This window comes from Sphingomonas qilianensis, assembly GCF_039614825.1.
In the GTDB taxonomy this organism is placed as follows: domain Bacteria; phylum Pseudomonadota; class Alphaproteobacteria; order Sphingomonadales; family Sphingomonadaceae; genus Sphingomonas; species Sphingomonas qilianensis.
The window spans coordinates 173,782-190,429 of the sequence record NZ_JBDIMF010000004.1 but is presented as its reverse complement, the minus strand read 5'-3'; the positions used below and the strand labels follow the sequence as shown (position 1 = coordinate 190,429).

The following is a 16,648-nucleotide window of genomic DNA, read 5'->3' as shown; positions in this document are numbered from 1 at the left end:
GCATTTGAAAAGACTACTGCCGATCGACGTTGTCCCGCTAGGGTGAACCATGCACCGTCCGAAGACCACGATACGTCAACTGAGCTATTTCGCGTCGCTCGCCGAAACCGGCAGCTTCACGCGCGCCGCGGAGCAGATGGGGGTGTCGCAACCATCGCTGTCGCAACAGATTCGCGCGCTGGAAACGATCCTCGGCGCGCCGCTGTTTGAGCGCGGCGGGCGGGCGATCCTCACCCCGCTTGGTCGCGAGTTGCTGGAGCGCGCGCGGCGGATTCTGGTCGACGTGGCCGATCTGGAGGACGTCCGCGTCGCGTCGGCCGATGCGCTGGTCGGGACGATCCGGCTTGGCGTGTCGCCGACGCTCGGCGCCTATCTGCTGCCGAGCCTGGTCGCGCGGCTGCACCGCGAGCACCCGACCCTGCGGATTCACGTTCGCGAAGGCCTACCCACCGCACTGACCACCGGCCTCGCCGCCGGCGACCATGACCTGATCCTTGCGCAGCTGCCCGTCGCGGGGCGCGGCTTCCACAGCGAACGGCTGTTTCGCGAGGCGCTGTATCTGGCGATGGCGGTGGATCATCCGCTCACCGCGAAGCCGATAATCAAAATGGGTGATCTTGCCGGACAGAACCTGCTGACGCTGGTCGCCGATTACCGGCTGGCACAGCAGGTCGCGACGATCGCGGCGGATGTCGGTGCGGTCGTGCTGAACGATTATGAAGGCACCAGCCTGGATGCGATCCGCCAGATGGCCGGCATGGGCATGGGCCTCGCGTTTCTGCCCCAGCTCTATGTCCGCCAGGAAGTGCGCGACGGCGACGACATCATCGTGCGCCCGATCAAGGGCGGGAGAGTGTACCGCGAGATCGGCTTGCTCTGGCGTAGCGGGGCCGGACGCGCGCCAGCTTATCAGCTGATTGCCGACCTGCTGCGCGCGGTTGGCCCATAGGCATATCCTATCGATCGTATAGTCCACTGCTACTTGCGCCAATGAACTGTTGCGGCGATCCTACGAGCCGACCAATTACGGCGGATCAAGGCAATGGCAGACAACCAGATAGGGTGGCGCGAGGCGGGCGCATGGCTCGCCGAGATCGTCGGCCCCGAAATGCCGTACGTTCGGCTTGCGATCGTCTACGGCGTAGCGATCAGTTTATTGTCGCTGGCGACGCCAATCTCGGTGCAATTGTTGATCAACAGCGTCGCCAACACCGCTTTGCCTGCGCCGCTCTGGACGCTTGCCGGGCTGTTGTTCCTGCTACTGTCGTTTGTCGCAGCGCTGAGCGCTGCGCGGTTCTGGATCATGGCGCTATTCGAACGACGCTTCTACGCCCGCATCGTCGCCGAGATAACGCGCCGCGCGGTCCATGCCCAAAACCCGTTCTTTGCCGATCAGAATCGCGCCGATCTGTTCAACCGCTATTTCGACCTGGTGGTGGTGCAAAAGGCAGTGCCCAGCCTCGTTATCGGCGGCTTCACGATCCTGCTGCAGTCTGCGGTCGGGTTGGCGGTCACGAGCTTTTATCACCCGTTCTTCCTCGCCTTCAACGCGCTGCTGCTGCTGCTGGTGCTGGCGATCTGGATGCTCTGGTCGCGCGGCTCGATCCGCTCGGCGGTCGCGCTCAGCCACGCCAAGCATGATGCGGCGCGCTGGTTGGAAAGCGTCGGCGGGTCGAACGGCTTCTACAAATCGAGCCGGCATCTCGATTTCGCGATGGACCGGTCCGAGGCCGTCACCGCAGCCTATGTAGACCGGCACCGCCGCTATTTTCGCTACAGCTTCACGCAGACGGTGGCCTTTTTGCTGCTCTACGCTTTCGCCAGTGCGGCATTGCTCGCGCTCGGCGGCAATTTGATCCTGCGCGGCGAACTGTCGATCGGGCAATTGGTCGCCGCCGAGCTGATCCTCAGCGGCGTGTTTTACGGCGTGTCGCAGCTCGGCTGGTATCTCGATACGCTGTACGACCTGACCGCCAGCTCGGAGGAACTGTCGCTGCTATTCTCCATCCCGCAGGAACGCGCTGTGACGAAGTTGGGAGCGGGACAAGCGCCCGCCGATGGCGCGGTGCGGCTCGACGGTGTCGAGGTGGCGGGGGCGCGGTTCGACTTTGCGCTGGCGGCGGGGGAACAGCTTGTGACGCTGGCCGGCGGGGACACCGAGCGGCTGCTCGAGATGGTGCTGAAGCGGCATGTCGTGCCGGCGCAGGGGTTGGTTATGATCGGCGGCGCGGACATGGCGACGTTCGACATGTATCAGTTGCGCTCGCAGGTCATGGTGATCAATCGCCCAACGATCGTCGAGATCACGATCCGGGAATATCTGACGTTGGCCTCCAACACCTTGGGCTCTGGCGCGATGCTCGACGCGCTCGACGCGGTCGGGTTGCGCGATCGCGTTGCGCGATTGCCGAACGGACTAGACACCCAGCTCGCCGCGCCGGGCTATCCGCTGTCGATCGGCGAGGTGATGGCGCTAAAGCTTGCCAACGCTTTGCTCGTCCGCCCACGCGTGCTGATGCTGTCACAGCTCTATGACCTGCTTCCGGCCGAGCGACTGGTAGAGGTGTTGCGCCGGCTGAAGGCCGCGGGGACGACGACATTGCTATGTACCGGCCGGCCCCAGGACATCAGCCTCGATGGCTGGTTCCGCTTGGAACCGCACCGCCAGCAACGCTTTACAAGTTGGGCCGCGCTGATCGCCGATACCCAAGCGGAGGCGCGCGATGACAGACAGCCCTGATCACGCCGCGCATTTCCCGACACTGGCGGCGATGCGCCCGCCGGGTGTCGCTGCGACGCTGGCCTGGCTGCTGGTCATCGGCATCGCGGTCGCGGGTGCGATCATGGCGCTGGTGCCGTGGGTGCAGACCGCCAACGCAACCGGCCAAGTCATCGCGCTCGATCCCGACGACCGGCAGCAGCAGGTCACCGCGTTCGTCCCCGGGCGGGTCGAGCGCTGGTACGTCCAGGACGGGCAGCATGTCGAACGCGGGGATCCGATCGCGCGCGTCGTCGATCTCGATCCCGATCTGTTATCGCGGCTGCGCGCCGAACGTGCGCAGGTTCTGGCAGAGATCGCGGCGATCCAGCAGAGCCGCGCGGTCGCGGGGATCGACGTGTCGCGCACCGCGCAGCTATTTGCCGAGGGCCTCGCCGCGCGGCGAGACTACGAACAGACGCAGATCAAGGTCGCCGATGCCGGCGCGAAGCTCGCCGAGGCCCGCGCCAAGCTCAACCGGATCGACATCCAGCTCAACCGCCAGTCCGCGCAAATGGTGCGCGCACCGCGCGACGGCCGCGTCCAGCAGCTCAACGCCAGCACCGGCGGGTCGATGGTGGCGCCCGGCACGGTGCTCGCGGTGATTGCTCCTGAGCGGGTGGAACGCGCGGTCGAACTGTTCATCGACGGACGCGACGTGCCGCTCGTCCATCCCGGCCGCCCCGTCCGGCTGGAGTTCGAAGGCTGGCCGGCGATCCAGTTCAGCGGCTGGCCGTCGGTCGCACAGGGCATGTTCGACGGACGCGTCCGCATGATCGATCCCACGGCCTCGCCCGATGGGCTGTTCCGCATCCTCGTCGAACCCCAGCCGGGCAAGCCCGCCTGGCCGGCGCGCGATTATGTCCGCCCGGGGGGCAAAGTGCGCGGCTGGGTGCAGGGCGAGACGGTGCTCGTTGGCTACGAGCTGTGGCGCCAGCTCAACGATTTTCCGCTCGAATTCGGTCGGCGTCCGGCCGCCGTGGCGAAAGGCGAGGCCAAAGACATGGCGAGCAAAGACGGTGAAGAGAAGGACGCAAAGAAATGATGCGCTGTCTTCTCGCGCTGCTGCTCGCTCTATGCCCGGGCATCGCGCGCGCGCAGGAGCCGCTGACGCTCGACGAGGTGTTGCAGTCCTCTGCCCGCTCGGCGCCGCAGATCGTCGAGGCGCTCGCGCGCGTCCGGCAGGCCGAGGGGCGTTCGCTGTCGGCGGAAGGAGCATTCGATACGGTGTTCGACGTTGAAGGCCGGTCGCGCGTCGCCGGCTATTATGATGGCAGCGTGGTCGAAAGCCGCGCGACGCGCCCGCTGACCGGCAATGGCGGCTATGTCTATGGCGGCTACCGGGCGTCGCGCGGCACGTTCCCGGTGTACGAGGATCAAGCCTATACCAACCGGCTGGGCGAGGCGAAGGTAGGCGCGCTGTTCGCATTGCTCCGCGATCGGGTGGTCGACGAGCGACGCACGCGGCGCAGCGTCGCCGGCGCCGATATCGATGTGGCGCGGTTCGAGGCGGAGATGGTGGCGATCGGCGTGCAGCGCCGGGCGATCGACGCGTATCAGAATTGGGTCGCCGCCGGCCTCAGACTGCGCGCCTATCGCGACCTGCTCGACCTGGCGGAGCGGCGGCGCGGGGCGTTCAGGCGGTTGGTCACGCTGGGCGCGCGGCCGGAGATCCTGCTGACTGAAAATGACCAGAACCTCGTCCGGCGCCGTGCGCTGGTGGTGCGCGCCGAGCAGGATATCGCATCCGCGGCCAATACGCTATCGCTGTATTTGCGTGACGATGCGGGCGCGCCGCTGCTGGTTTCGGACGCGCGGTTGCCCGAGGACGCCGCCGCGCTGGCCGGTGTTCCTGTCGCCACGAAAGTCGCCGCAGCAGTCGCGCGCCCCGATTACCGAACGATCCTGACCCGCATCGACCAGGCAACCGCGCGGCTGATGCTCGCGCAGAACGACCTTGCACCGCGGCTCGATCTGCGCGGCGAGCTGGGTAAGGATATCGGCGCGGTCGGTCTGGGCGGCGCGAGCCGAACCCCGCTCGACGCGGCGATCGGCTTTCGCTTCAGCGTACCCCTGCAGAACCGCGCGGCGAAGGGACGGCTCGCCGAGGCGCGTGCGGAAATCGACGCGCTGGCACAGCGCAGCCGCTTCCTGCGGGATCAGATTGCGATCGAGGTGGAGGCAATCGTCATCGCCGTCGGCGCCACCGAGCGGCTCGCAGTGATCGCAGAAGAAGAACGTAACCTCGCTGATCGGCTTGCCGCGGCCGAGCGCCGCCGGTTCGAGCTCGGCTCGGGCGATTTCTTCCTGGTCAACCAGCGCGAGGAAACCGCCACTGACGCGCGCCTGCGGCTAGTCGATGCACTTGCCCGTATCGCCGCGGCCCGCGCCGAATTGGCAGCGGCAACCGCTGATCGGGTGGCATTACGCCTCGGCAACTAAGCCGTGCAGGCCCGATGCCGAAAAGTTCGATAAACGAATATCCATATGCTCGCATTCGACCTCCTGCGCATACGTCCTCACGATGGCGCAGCAAGGGTAGCCGCTGCCTCCACGAGGGCCGAACTCGGGAGGGGGGCGATGATTGCTACGCCCTCCCGGCGGCGATCTATTTGGCCAGCAGCGATAGCGCGGCGATCGTGTCCGCTTTGGCGCCGATTGGAATCGCGGCCAGATCGACAAAGAAATCGGGGTTGTGATTGGAATAGGGTGCGGATCTTCCCGCCGCTAATGCGGCCTTGAACTGATCGACCGGCGCCACGCCGATCAGCAGAAAGACATACGGCACGCGGGCCGCGTCCATCACTTCCTGATAATCCTCCGACCCCATTACCGCGGGGAAGTTGTTGACCACCTTGTCGGTCCCGAGCAGCGCGGTCAGCGCCGGATTTACCGTATCGACCAGCGCTGGATCGTTGATCAACGGACCCGCGCCGCCCTTCATCGTCCGCACGGGCAGCTTGCCTTCAGGAACGCCCGCCGCGATCGCCACGCCCCGGCTCACCTCATCGATCCGCTTGATCATCAAGGCGCGCACATCGGGCTTGAAACAGCGCAGGTTGATCAGCAACTTGGCCGTCTGCGGGATGACATTGTTTCCCGTACCGGCCTGGATCGCCCCCACCGTGAGCACAGCCGCCGACTGCGGATCGACGTTCCGGCTGATGATGGTTTGATACGACGGCACGGCCTGAGCGGCCATGACAACCGGGTCGATTGTCAATTCCGGCGCTGAACCATGGCCGCCCAATCCCGTAAAACTAATGTCGAGCTGATCCATTCCCGCCATGCGCACGCCCGCCGAATTGGAGACATAGCCGACTGGTCCGGGGGCGGTGTGGCTCGACAGGCCGAAATCGGGCTTGGGGAAGCCGCGCGTGAGAAGGCCGTCGTCGATCATGGCTTGTGCGCCGAGACCCAATTCCTCGGCGGGCTGCGCATACACCACCAAGGTGCCCGTCCACGCCGATTTGAGCGCGACCATCGCTTTTGCGAGTCCCAGAAGCCACGTGATATGCGCATCATGGCCGCAGGCGTGCATGACCTCGCTTTCTCGGCCATCGGGCAAGCTTTGCGGTTTCGTCGCCGCATAGGCCAGCCCGGTCGATTCGCGCACGGCAATCGCGTCCATGTCGGCCCGAAACCATAGCGTCTTGCCAATCCCGGTGGTCACGGCAAAACCAAGCCCCTTGAGTTCGCGCGTGACGATTGCCGCTGTACGCGTTTCCGTAAAGCCGATCTCCGGGTGCTGGTGCAGATCCTTGAAGACCGCGACCAGCCGGTCGGTATCGGCATCGATCGCGGCGTTGACCTTGCCGACGAGCGCGGCGCTTGGCGCCTCTGCCGAAGCGGGGGCGGTGATCAGCAGGCCAATGCATAGGGCAAGCGCGCGCCACGCTGTCTGGCGCAGGCCGGATGTCACGCCGCTGTATGCGAGCCCCATTTCACCATCCCCCCGTGATGTTGCAAACACTCTCATGGTCGCGCAGACCTCCAACCCCAAGATCAGATCAACTAACAATAATCGATAACACGAAGGCTGTAGGTTCAAGGTAGAACACCACCAGTTTCCATGTAAATCTCGCGTGACATCGGAAAGTCGTAGCGTAGCGAATTGCGACAATCGAGCGCGACGACCGGCATGCGCTGGAATGCGGAGGTCGTTACGGCTAGCGTGTCCACATGGAAGCACGCATATTTCAACTCGATGCGTTTAGCTCGCGGTCTTTTGCCGGCAATCCGGCCGCGGTGATGCTGTTCGAAAGTTACCCGGACGATGGCGTTTGTCAGGCATTGGCCAACGAGAATAATTTGGCTGAGACAGCCTTTCTGGTTGCGGAAGGCGGCGACTTTCGGATCAGATGGTTCACGCCGACCGTAGAGGTGCCGCTCTGTGGACACGCAACCTTAGCCAGCGCGGCCGTGGTGCTGGAGCGTTTGGAGACTGACCGCGAGTCTGTAGTGTTTCATTCCGCGAGCGGCCCGCTAACCGTTCGTCGCGCGGAACGCGGCTATCTCATGGATTTTCCGGCGCGTCAGTGCGAGCCAATGAAGCCACCGGAAAATCTCGCGGACGTGCTCGGCGTCCCGGTCGAGGAAACAGCGTGGGACGGCTTCAACATCATTGCCGTGCTCGCGAGCGCGGACGATGTGCGCTGTCTGTCGCCTGATTTGCGCGCGATCCAGAGCATGGCGTGCGCGGGTGTGATCGTGACAGCGCCCGGCGATGGCGAAAATGATTGCGTAAGCCGGTATTTTGCTCCCGCGAAGGGCATTCCGGAAGACCCAGCGACCGGAGGCGCTCATTGTGCGCTGACGCCGTATTGGGCAGAACGTCTCGGCAAGAATGAAATTTACGCCTTTCAGACATCGGCACGAGGTGGCGAATTGCGCTGCCGCCTTCTGGGCGACCGTGTCGAACTGCAGGGGGAGTGCGTTTTCTATCTGGAGGGAATCGCTCGATGGTAAGCACGCATGCTGGATCCTGCCATTGCGGTGCCGTGCGCTTCACCGTGACGTATGATCTCGTCGAACTGACGACCTGCGATTGCTCCCTTTGTGTGAAACGTCACGCGCTGATGGCCAAGGTGCCAGAAGCAGCCTTGCGGATCGACGCCGGTGAAGATTGCCTGGCGGTGTACGAGTGGAACAGCCGGCGCGCAAAGCACCACTTCTGCACCCGCTGTGGCATTTACGTTTTCCACCGCAAACGCGCCGCCCCGGATCACTACGGGGTGAACATCTTCTGTCTCGACGGTTGTGATGCAGCATCGCTTCCGGTGCGCGCGACAGAAGGAGCCGGCATGACCTTGGTCGGCGATAGGCCGCGTCAAGAATGGCCGGGGCCGCGCTTCTCGGCGCAGGTCGCGTAGCCATCGCATGCGCCGAATACGGCAGATGCTGCCCAACGTTGATCTCAAAGGGTGCTCTTACAATGCCAGTGCCGCCGGTCAGAGATCGGGGACAAGGTTCTGCGGCACCTGGCTATATGTCGTCATGCTTCGCCGGCACATTGGCTCGTGGCGGATCGGATATCCTTCCCCCACCAGGCGCGATGGGTGGATCGCACAGCCTCCAAATCCGCTTTGGACGGCATTGCCGCCTCGCAGCGCGCGAGCGCGTCGGCGGCGCGTAGCGCCAGCAAGCCATACGCCTGCGGCGTGACAGCCGCGATTTCGGCGAGCGAGCGTTGCAGCTTGATCGCGACTTCGACAATACCGGCGCCATCGCGGGCGATGGGGCGAAACAGATCGTCGAGCAGATCGCCGATCGCCAATCGGGGCAGTTGGACAAGATCGCTACCTGCCGCAGCAGGGCGCTCCTGATCGACCATCGCGGTTATCACCCGCACGCCGGATCCGAGCACGGCGATCGCGGTCCCCGGATCGTTGACGGCAGGCGAAAGCGCGCGCGCGGCGATCTCCGACAGCACGATGAGCCCAAGCCGGGGATCATGATCGAATAGACGGTGATGATCGAACGTGAAAGCGGCGCGAATATCGGCGTCGCCTTCGACCGCTCGGCGCTCCAGCCAAGCGATTGCACGCGTCGTCGTCACGAATGCTCCCGGCATTACCTGCACCTCGATCGCGCAGCCCAGGCGCGACGCAACCGCCTCGAGCGCCGTCACATCAATATGGGTGACATAGCCGATCTGCTCCGGAAATACGACATGACCACCGATAGAGGCAACGCGGTCGACGGATGCAACACCTAGCGCATAGCCGGAGCGATCGATGGCCGCCGTGGTGACCTTTTCGACGCGATCGATCGTATTGCCGACGCGGCCGAAATTGGACAAATGCCCGATCCAGCGCAGCAAGGTGATGACGATGATCGCAATGACGATGATCGTGCCGATGAACAGAATGACGCGACCCGACTTGCCATAGATGCCCGTCGACAGCGCGCAAATGCCAACGATCGAGAAGAGAAACGCGCCGAGGAAAGTCGACAGTGCATTTTGGGCGGTCGAATCCTCAACCAACAGTTGCGTGGCGCGCGGCGAAAGCGTGCTAGCGGAGCCCGCGAACGCCGAGACCATCGCGGTCAGCGAGAAAGTGGTTACCGCCAGCATCGACGAGGCGAGAATGCCGAGTATGTTGTCGACTGCGTCCGAGCCGATCTTGGTGCTGATATCATAGGGGATATAGGGCGCTAAGACCGCTGCCAGCAGTGCCAGCCCGACCGAACACAGGCTAAACAAGGCAGCGCGCAACCAGATGCGACGGAACAGCAGGCGGACCAGCCATGACCAGCGCGAACTCATGCCGCTGGCCTGACCGACGCGGGCGTTCATGGCGCGAGATCCCCCTCATCTTGCTGCGAATGCGGCTCGACCCGCGCCGGCAAACCCAGCTTCTGGGCGATCGGGCCGTTCCAGCCATAGGGATCGGTGCGATACGCCAACCGTCCATCATCGCCGACGAAAGCGTTATGATAAAGGAGCCGAACTGGGATCGGCTTGGTCAGCGCGACGAACTGTTGCCCGCCGTCCGCTCGCGCGGCTTGCCACGCTTCGGTGATGCCCTGATCTTCGGCCAGGAGCTGGGCAAAGCCCAAAGCATCCTCGACACGGACGCAGCCGTGGCTGCGATGCCGCTGGCTGCGATCAAACAACTCCGGCGCCGAAGTGTCGTGCAGGTATATGGCATGCTGGTTGTACATGTCGAACTTGACCAAGCCGAGCGCGTTGTCAGGACCTGATCCCTGAACGATCCAGCCCCCGCGAAGCGCCATATTGTGACTTTCGAAATAATCCGCACCAACATTGGCGAGTTCGCCGTTCTGAATTGATTTGGGGACGGTCCAAGTAGGGTTGGCGACGAGCCGATAGATCGGTGACTGAAGCGGCGGCGTCTCGGTACCGGTCTTGCCCACCACCACCCGGCGCGTATCGACCAGCGTGTCGTCGCGATAATAGTATAACAGCGCGGCAGCGGTATTGACGTCGATCCGCGTCGCCGGCGGTTTGCGCGAAAGCCAGCGACGCCGTTCGAGCGCAACGGCCAGCGCCCGTGCCCGATCGCTGGCGCCCCGATTTAGGATGCCTAGCGTGTCGGGCCCGATGACCCCGTCCGCGGCAAGGCCGAATTCGGTTTGCAGCGCCTTGACCGCGTCGGCGATTTGCTCAGTGTATCGCAGCGGACGGTCGCCAGGGGACGCGGGTTGCCCCGGGTAATCCCCCGGCAACAGGCCGCGCCGGATGAGCTGCGCGATGATCGCAGGCAGGCGCGCGTCCGCCCCGCCCACATTGAGCAGCCCCGCACCGATCAGCGCCTCCGCTGTATTGGGCTGCGCGGCGACCTGTCGATAGGAAAGAGAAAGCTGCTCATATTCCGCATCGTATGGCGCCAGGCTGGAGAGCCACTCAAGCAACGTGCCGCGAGACAGCGCTGCGTGGAGCGCGGGTTCTAAATCGCTCTCAGCCCGCGCCAGCGTAAACGGATCGTGTAACGTCGCCGGATCGATCACGCCGTGCGCCAAGGCCCGAGCATATCGTAAAGCGGCGTCGTTGAGCGCTGCGTCAGGCGGGTTATTTCCCGCCGGTAGAAAGTCGATATGATCAAGGCCATGGTGCGCACGGTCAGCGAGCGCCGTTTGCAGCGCCGCAACTGACGCGGCGTTCCACACGCTGGCGTCTTGCGGGACGGCGGCGACAGCCGCCCTTGACGGAGCAAAGATCGGTACGACGACGGCGGTCAGCAACACGGCAATCAACCACAGGCGATCGCGCATCATACCCTGCTGGCTAATGGTGCTCGGCATGGGCAATATTAGCGGACGGCCGGCGCTTCATTGGCAACGACGGCATCGCGCCGTTCCTCGGACATGGCCGCAACGTTGCGATCGGCAGCCGAGATCGCATCGGCCCGCTCTTCGCCGGTATCGCGGACCTGTTCGGCGCGGGCCTTCAGCGTGTCAGCCCGGTTTTCCATCGCGTCGGCACGAACGTCCGCAGCGTTTTCCACTCGATCGGCGAGCTTGTCGGCGGGGCTTTGGTTACAACCTGCAAGCGCGACGGCAAAGAGCGCCGCGCCGATGGTGAGGTTCGTCTTCATATCAAATCCTTTTGATGCATGTTGGGGCGTCCGCCCTTGGCGACAGCCTAAAATCTGCGCGAGATGTTGCCGGCGCGAGCCAGCGCTGACGATACGATCCCAGCGCGCTGACTGCGGCGCTGCGGCCAGCTCCGGTTGTGATAAATTAACGGCGCGAGCGCCGCATTGTTCCGCTGTCCGTCCTGCACTCGCTTAGACGAATGGGTCCCGACCGGAGTTTGCGCCAAGCGCGTTCGCGCCGAAGCAGAACGAATGCCTAGAGATGATTTCGTAAGCGGCCGGCAAAGTCCGCAAGGTCCAGTCGCCGCAGTGCTAAGGTTGCTAGCGCCTGTCGCTGAGACGCATCCGCATCGCGTCGATTGTCGTCCTCAGCATGGCGGCAGAAATTGGCCGTGTTCCGCGCAGCTTGGCGCTACCATCCTTGCGGATCAGCACGATTGTGAAACCGGCGCGAGGCAGCACGTAGCGCCGGCGGAGCGAGGCCGCCGGATCGATCGCTCCTATCACTTTGTCCCCTACGATCTCGACGATGGCAAGATCGCGCTCTTCCGCGCCGGACCTCCAACGAGCGATGATGCGACGCTGGTCGTTCAGCAAAGGGTCGTTTGCATTGGGCACGCTAACGAGCAACACGCGCTTCTCCCATTTCATCGTAGAGATGGTCGTGGAAGGCGCGGTCATTAACGACGCGGTCATAAGCAGAGTTAGCGAGATCATTGATCAACAACGCGCGGCGCTTCTCATCGTTTCGTCTGGTCGCGGCGCTGCGCGCCCGGCATTGGCCTTGCGATCAACGATGAACGCGTGGCTTGGCACGATCTGCATGCTACGGCTGCCGGCATGTCAAAATCCCGCAGCAATACCGGCTCTGTTGATGTCGATGGCCTCATGTACGATTGGCACCTCCAGCGCGAACCGCAATGGTCGGATGACGATGGCTGGAAAGGCATGACCGTTGCGCTGCTACAGCGAGATGCTCAACGTGAGGCGCTCTTAGAATTCCCGGCGCCCAAGCGCCTCTTGAAGGGATTGCTGCGGGGGCGTCTTCAACTCGACGACGCAACCGTTTCCCGCGGGGTGCGAGCAGCGCTAATGGCGGGGTGGGAGCCGGTGTCGCGCGGCAAGCCGATGGTCTTCTCGGTAGACGCTGAGGGAAACTGATGTTGGATCGGCGTCGCCCCCTTGTTTTTCAGACGGGGTAGAGGCACGCGACGCCGATGCAAACCGAGCCTGACTTGGAAACCATCTTATTGGGACCGGTCCTCGCTAATCGAGACTGTGGCGAGTGCACGGCGTGCTGCTCTGTGCTCACGGTGGATACGCCGGGTTTTTCCAAACCTGCGGGAACGCAGTGCGCCAACCTATCCGCCGACGGGTGCCGTATACATGCCGTACGGCCGCGCATCTGCCGGACCTGGTTCTGCGCCTGGCGACGAGTGGCGACGTTGCCGGATGCCGCCCGCCCGGATCGGTCTGGTCTCCTCGTATCGCTGAATTTCGTGCCCGCGCCGCAGAACTGCTTCGAAGCCGTTTCAGTCAACGTCCGTGCGCTCGCAGGCAGCAAGGCGATACAGAACGGGATGGCTGCTGCAATACTCGACAGTCTGTGCAATCAGCTAGTCCCCGTCTGGTTCAGCGACGGATCAAAGAAGATGTTGCTGCATCCTGAAGATGACGTGGCCCGCCTTGTGATCTCAGGAGATCCCGCACCAGCATATTTGCGGGACGAGGTGGACGCCTGGCGCGAGCGCTACAGCATATTCGCGTCAAACGGCTAGCTAGGCGCTGTGGCGCGTGTCCTTCCCGCCCCTTCAATGCGACAGTGTCGTGCTGGAGACGCATTAAGCTGGCTGGTAAGGCGCACGCTGAAGGGCGCAGAGAGCGGCGTGTGAGCCGTGAGCCGGGGCGATCCAAGCGCAGATGGCGCTACGGCGTCTCAGTTTCCACCTTCGCAAACGGTCCTGGCCGGCACGGCCACCCGACCGCGCTCAACGGGCGCGATCGCCTCGCCAATTAGGAGCAGTGATGGATCGCTATCACTGATCGTCTCGACCAGGAAGGCAAGCGCTGAAAGCCTGCCGCGCACGATGCGCTCGGCGGGGAGAGACACATTCACGGCGACCATGACCGGCGTATCGGGCGCGCGACCGGCGGCGATCAACTGGCATGCTATTTCGGCCGCCGCCGCGCGACCCATATAGATAGCGAGCGTCGCATCGGCGGTGGCGAGGGCGACCCAGTCGAGGTCGAGCGCTTCGCCGGCGCGGGCGTGGGCAGTGACGAAGGTCAGTTTGCGCGCAAGTCCACGGAGAGTCAGGGATGCACCGGCCGAAGCGGCGGCAGCGCTGGCGGTGGTAACGCCCGGACATATCTGAACCGCAATGCCCCGGGTGGTAAGATGCGCGATCTCTTCCGTCGAACGCCCGAAAATCGAGGGATCGCCACCCTTGAGGCGCACGACGCGCTTGCCGCCCAGCGCGGCGGCGGCAAGCAGATCGTTGATCGAACCCTGATCCTTCGAATGGCGGCCAGAGCGCTTGCCCACGGCGACCAGCTCCGTGCCGCGCGGCACCAGCGCGAGGATCGCCGGGCCGACGAGCGCATCGTAAAAGACCATGTCGGCGTCGGCCAGCAGCCGCTCGGCCTTGCGCGTCAGCAGGTCGGGATCGCCCGGCCCCGCGCCGACCAGCCAGACCGATCCCGGCGGGAAATCATGCGGCATGGATCGATCCTTCGCTGGCGAGGAGTTTGGCGAGGGCAGGGCGGCATGATCCGCAATTGCTGCCGGCGCCGAGTGCGGTGCCGATCGCGGCGACGTCGGCCAGATGCTGGTCGGCGATCGCGCTGAGGATGGTCTTCAGGCCGACATCGAAACAGGCGCACACGATCGGCCCGCGATCGACCTGTACGCCGGGCGCGCGCCCGGCGAGCAGGGTGGGCGCGGCGACCGCTTCGCTGAGCTGCGCGACCAACCAGTCGCGCGGCGGCAGGGCGCCGTCGCGGGCGACGAATAGCGCCGCGGCGAGCCGGCCGCCGCTCAGGATGGCGATGCGGCGGCTGCCGCGCGCGGCATCGATCGCCTCGATCCGCTGGCCCTTTGGCAACAATGTCTCCAGCCCGGCGGGATCACCGTCCCCGGCAAGGTCCCAGGCGGTGCCGCAGGGCACGGCGACGCGCGTCGCCCACAAACAGTCGGGCATGGTAGCCAGTTCGCCGCGCATGACGGCGAAGCCGCGCCAGGCGCTGGCGACGGGCTCGATCCGCGCCGGGGTCAGCTTGAACCCCGGCTGGCCGGAAACGGAATCGGCAAGCGGGCGGGGCAGCAGCCCGGCGCGGCCGCCGCGCGCCGTGTGGTCGGTCCAGTGGATCGGCACGAACAGGTCGCCGGCGCGCTGCGTGGCCACCACGCTCGCGCGAAACACGCTGTCGCCCTGTGGCGTGATTACGCGCGCGAGGCCGCGATCCACGATGCCCAGCCGCGCGGCATCGTCGGGATGGATTTCGACCAGCGGTTCTTCGCGGTGGCGCGCCAGCTTGGGCGACAGGCCGGTGCGCGTCATGCTGTGCCAATGATCGCGGTAGCGACCGGTGTTGAGCGTCATCGGCCAGTTGGCGAGCGGGGCGGCGACCGGCTTCTGCGCCACCGAGACAAGGCGCGCGCGGCCATCGGCGGTCGGAAAGCGGCCATCGGCAAACGGCGCCCCGCCCCAGCGAAACGGCGCCATCGCGTCATAGGCGGCATTGCCCGCCGCCGCATGCCCGGGCAGCGCGAACAGGCGCCCGCCGGGGGATCCCGCGCCGCCATTTTCATAGGTCGACAGGCGGCAATGCTCGCGCCAGATATCGGCAGCGCGGTCATAGGCAAAGGCGGTCTTCCACCCCATCCGCCGCGCGACCTGGGTGACGATCCACCAATCGGGTTGCGCCTCGCCCGGTGGCGGGAGGAAAGCGCGCTGGCGGCTGACCGTGCGGTCCGAATTGGTCACGGTGCCGTCTTTCTCGCCCCAGGCGGTGGCGGGCAGGCGGACATGCGCGTGGAGCGAGGTATCGGTCTCAGCGATCACGTCGGAGACGACGACGAACGGGCACGCCGCCAGCGCCTCGCGCACCCGGCCGGCATCGGGCATCGACACTGCCGGGTTGGTCGCCATCACCCAGATCGCCTTGATCCGGCCATGGCCGAGCTCGCGGAACAGATCGACCGCCTTCAGCCCCGCCTTGGTCGCCATGTTGGGCGCGGCCCAGAAGCGCCCGACGCGCGCGATATTGTCTGGCGTGAAATCCATATGCGCGGCCAGGCTGGAGGCGAGCCCGCCCACCTCGCGCCCGCCCATCGCATTGGGCTGGCCGGTGATCGAGAAAGGCGCCGCACCCGGCTTGCCGATGCGCCCGGTGGCGAGGTGGAGATTGGTGATCGCGTTGACCTGATCGGTGCCCGAGAGCGACTGGTTCACCCCCTGGCTGAACATCGTCACGGTGCGCGGATGCGCGGCGAACAATTCGAAAAAGCGCCTGAGGTCTTGCGGCGGCACATCGCAGATGCGCGCCACCGACCACAGGTCGCTTCCCTCTCCAACCCGGTCCCAGAAATTCTCCGGCGTCGCGACGTGCGCTGCCAAATAAACGTCGTCGATCACGCCCGCCTCGCGGCACCAGGCGAGCAACCCGTTCATCAGCGCGACGTCGGTGCCCGGGCGGATCGCCAGATGCAGATCGGCCTCGTCCGCGGTTTCGGTGCGGCGCGGGTCGATCACCACCAATTTGGCGCCGGCCGCGCAGCGCGCGCGGATCCGCTGATAGACGATCGGGTGGCACCAGGCGGTGTTCGATCCTACCAGCACGATCAGATCGGCGGCGTCGAGATCGTCATAGCTGGCGGCCACGATATCCTCGCCGAACGCGCGATTGTGCCCGGCCACCGCGCTCGCCATGCACAGCCGCGAATTGGTGTCGATATTGGCCGAGCCGATAAAGCCCTTCATCAGCTTGTTGGCGACGTAATAATCCTCGGTCAGCAACTGGCCCGACACGTAGAAGGCGACGCTGCCCGGCCCGTGCTGCGCGATCGTGTCGCGAAAGCGCCGCGCGACGAGGTCGAGCGCCTTGTCCCAGCTCGCGCGGCGCTGGCCGATCATCGGCGTGAGCAGGCGCCCCTCGAGCCCGATCGTCTCGCCGAGGTGCGTACCCTTGGAGCACAGCTTGCCGCGATTGGCGGGGTGATCCGGATCGCCCGCGATCGATGCGCTGCGCGCGCCGGTCGGTGTCGCCAGGATGCCGCAGCCGACGCCGCAATACGCGCAGGTGGTGCGGACCGAGGTGCTCACCGGGG

15 protein-coding genes are annotated in these 16,648 nt (G+C 65.0%); 8 read left to right on the top strand and 7 right to left on the bottom strand.

Annotation, left to right across the window (positions count from 1 at the left end):
- Nucleotides 1-49 precede the first annotated feature (49 nt).
- The 4 genes from ABC969_RS11035 to ABC969_RS11020 all read left to right on the top strand — a co-directional run bounded on the left by ABC969_RS11035 (nucleotide 50) and on the right by ABC969_RS11020 (nucleotide 5,200).
- The gene (locus tag ABC969_RS11035) at nucleotides 50-949 is read left to right on the top strand and encodes a hydrogen peroxide-inducible genes activator (protein ID WP_345864947.1); all 900 of its coding nucleotides are present in this window, start codon (nucleotides 50-52) and stop codon (nucleotides 947-949) included.
- Nucleotides 950-1,042: 93 nt separating this feature from the next.
- Nucleotides 1,043-2,740, top strand: coding sequence for an ABC transporter transmembrane domain-containing protein (locus ABC969_RS11030; protein ID WP_345864945.1), 1,698 nt, complete (start codon nucleotides 1,043-1,045; stop codon nucleotides 2,738-2,740).
- Nucleotides 2,724-3,803 carry an efflux RND transporter periplasmic adaptor subunit gene (locus ABC969_RS11025; RefSeq protein ID WP_345864943.1) on the top strand — a complete coding sequence of 360 codons (1,080 nt, stop codon included), beginning with the start codon at nucleotides 2,724-2,726 and terminating at the stop codon, nucleotides 3,801-3,803. Before ABC969_RS11030 ends, ABC969_RS11025 begins: the two co-directional genes overlap by 17 nt.
- Nucleotides 3,800-5,200, top strand: coding sequence for a TolC family protein (locus ABC969_RS11020; protein ID WP_345864941.1), 1,401 nt, complete (start codon nucleotides 3,800-3,802; stop codon nucleotides 5,198-5,200). The genes ABC969_RS11025 and ABC969_RS11020 overlap by 4 nt, the downstream gene beginning before the upstream one ends.
- A 166-nt stretch (nucleotides 5,201-5,366) precedes the next feature.
- On the opposite strand, the gene ABC969_RS11015 is transcribed toward ABC969_RS11020, so the two are convergent.
- Nucleotides 5,367-6,701, bottom strand: coding sequence for an amidohydrolase (locus ABC969_RS11015; protein WP_345864939.1), 1,335 nt, complete (start codon nucleotides 6,699-6,701; stop codon nucleotides 5,367-5,369).
- 239 nt (nucleotides 6,702-6,940) lie between these two features.
- Between ABC969_RS11015 and ABC969_RS11010 the strand changes: the two genes are divergently transcribed.
- Together ABC969_RS11010 and ABC969_RS11005 are read left to right on the top strand one after the other, a co-directional pair.
- Nucleotides 6,941-7,726, top strand: coding sequence for a PhzF family phenazine biosynthesis protein (locus ABC969_RS11010; RefSeq protein ID WP_345864937.1), 786 nt, complete (start codon nucleotides 6,941-6,943; stop codon nucleotides 7,724-7,726).
- Nucleotides 7,720-8,130, top strand: a complete 411-nt coding sequence (locus ABC969_RS11005) for a GFA family protein (protein WP_345864935.1) — start codon at nucleotides 7,720-7,722, stop codon at nucleotides 8,128-8,130. Before ABC969_RS11010 ends, ABC969_RS11005 begins: the two co-directional genes overlap by 7 nt.
- Nucleotides 8,131-8,252: 122 nt before the next feature.
- On the opposite strand, the gene ABC969_RS11000 is transcribed toward ABC969_RS11005, so the two are convergent.
- From ABC969_RS11000 to ABC969_RS10985, 4 genes are all read right to left on the bottom strand, one after another.
- A complete protein-coding gene (locus ABC969_RS11000; RefSeq protein WP_345864934.1) occupies nucleotides 8,253-9,557 on the bottom strand; it encodes a DUF2254 domain-containing protein in 1,305 nt (434 codons plus the stop codon).
- On the bottom strand, nucleotides 9,554-11,026 hold the full coding sequence (locus tag ABC969_RS10995) for a L,D-transpeptidase family protein (protein WP_345864932.1): 1,473 nt from the start codon (nucleotides 11,024-11,026) through the stop codon (nucleotides 9,554-9,556). The genes ABC969_RS11000 and ABC969_RS10995 overlap by 4 nt, the downstream gene beginning before the upstream one ends.
- 8 nt (nucleotides 11,027-11,034) lie before the next feature.
- Nucleotides 11,035-11,319, bottom strand: a complete 285-nt coding sequence (locus tag ABC969_RS10990; protein WP_345864930.1) for a hypothetical protein — start codon at nucleotides 11,317-11,319, stop codon at nucleotides 11,035-11,037.
- 321 nt (nucleotides 11,320-11,640) lie between these two features.
- Complete coding sequence (locus ABC969_RS10985; RefSeq protein WP_345864928.1) at nucleotides 11,641-12,000, bottom strand: DUF4174 domain-containing protein; 360 nt, start codon at nucleotides 11,998-12,000, stop codon at nucleotides 11,641-11,643.
- Between the two features lie 159 nt (nucleotides 12,001-12,159).
- Between ABC969_RS10985 and ABC969_RS10980 the strand changes: the two genes are divergently transcribed.
- Both ABC969_RS10980 and ABC969_RS10975 read left to right on the top strand, forming a co-directional pair.
- Nucleotides 12,160-12,480, top strand: coding sequence for a hypothetical protein (locus ABC969_RS10980; RefSeq protein ID WP_345865160.1), 321 nt, complete (start codon nucleotides 12,160-12,162; stop codon nucleotides 12,478-12,480).
- Nucleotides 12,481-12,536: 56 nt separating this feature from the next.
- The gene (locus ABC969_RS10975; protein ID WP_345864926.1) at nucleotides 12,537-13,097 is read left to right on the top strand and encodes a YkgJ family cysteine cluster protein; all 561 of its coding nucleotides are present in this window, start codon (nucleotides 12,537-12,539) and stop codon (nucleotides 13,095-13,097) included.
- A gap of 158 nt (nucleotides 13,098-13,255) precedes the next feature.
- Here ABC969_RS10975 and cobA read toward each other — a convergent pair whose 3' ends face one another.
- Both cobA and ABC969_RS10965 read right to left on the bottom strand, forming a co-directional pair.
- Complete coding sequence (cobA, locus tag ABC969_RS10970; protein WP_345864925.1) at nucleotides 13,256-14,041, bottom strand: uroporphyrinogen-III C-methyltransferase; 786 nt, start codon at nucleotides 14,039-14,041, stop codon at nucleotides 13,256-13,258.
- Nucleotides 14,031-16,643: a molybdopterin-dependent oxidoreductase gene (locus ABC969_RS10965; RefSeq protein WP_345864923.1), complete on the bottom strand. Its 2,613-nt coding sequence runs from the start codon at nucleotides 16,641-16,643 to the stop codon at nucleotides 14,031-14,033. The genes cobA and ABC969_RS10965 overlap by 11 nt, the downstream gene beginning before the upstream one ends.
- Nucleotides 16,644-16,648 lie beyond the last annotated feature (5 nt).

What these genes read in the sequence shown, in the direction of transcription:
- ABC969_RS11020 (WP_345864941.1), top strand. Translation starts at nt 3,800, where the DNA reads ATGATGCGCTGTCTTCTCGCGCTGCTGCTCGCTCTATGCCCGGGCATC.
- ABC969_RS11015 (WP_345864939.1), bottom strand. Translation starts at nt 6,701, where the DNA reads ATGGGGCTCGCATACAGCGGCGTGACATCCGGCCTGCGCCAGACAGCG.
- ABC969_RS11030 (WP_345864945.1), top strand. Translation starts at nt 1,043, where the DNA reads ATGGCAGACAACCAGATAGGGTGGCGCGAGGCGGGCGCATGGCTCGCC.
- ABC969_RS11025 (WP_345864943.1), top strand. Translation starts at nt 2,724, where the DNA reads ATGACAGACAGCCCTGATCACGCCGCGCATTTCCCGACACTGGCGGCG.
- cobA (WP_345864925.1), bottom strand. Translation starts at nt 14,041, where the DNA reads ATGCCGCATGATTTCCCGCCGGGATCGGTCTGGCTGGTCGGCGCGGGG.
- ABC969_RS11000 (WP_345864934.1), bottom strand. Translation starts at nt 9,557, where the DNA reads ATGAACGCCCGCGTCGGTCAGGCCAGCGGCATGAGTTCGCGCTGGTCA.
- ABC969_RS10985 (WP_345864928.1), bottom strand. Translation starts at nt 12,000, where the DNA reads ATGACCGCGCCTTCCACGACCATCTCTACGATGAAATGGGAGAAGCGC.
- ABC969_RS10995 (WP_345864932.1), bottom strand. Translation starts at nt 11,026, where the DNA reads ATGCCGAGCACCATTAGCCAGCAGGGTATGATGCGCGATCGCCTGTGG.
- ABC969_RS11005 (WP_345864935.1), top strand. Translation starts at nt 7,720, where the DNA reads ATGGTAAGCACGCATGCTGGATCCTGCCATTGCGGTGCCGTGCGCTTC.
- ABC969_RS11035 (WP_345864947.1), top strand. Translation starts at nt 50, where the DNA reads ATGCACCGTCCGAAGACCACGATACGTCAACTGAGCTATTTCGCGTCG.
- ABC969_RS10980 (WP_345865160.1), top strand. Translation starts at nt 12,160, where the DNA reads ATGTCAAAATCCCGCAGCAATACCGGCTCTGTTGATGTCGATGGCCTC.
- ABC969_RS10975 (WP_345864926.1), top strand. Translation starts at nt 12,537, where the DNA reads ATGCAAACCGAGCCTGACTTGGAAACCATCTTATTGGGACCGGTCCTC.
- ABC969_RS11010 (WP_345864937.1), top strand. Translation starts at nt 6,941, where the DNA reads ATGGAAGCACGCATATTTCAACTCGATGCGTTTAGCTCGCGGTCTTTT.
- ABC969_RS10990 (WP_345864930.1), bottom strand. Translation starts at nt 11,319, where the DNA reads ATGAAGACGAACCTCACCATCGGCGCGGCGCTCTTTGCCGTCGCGCTT.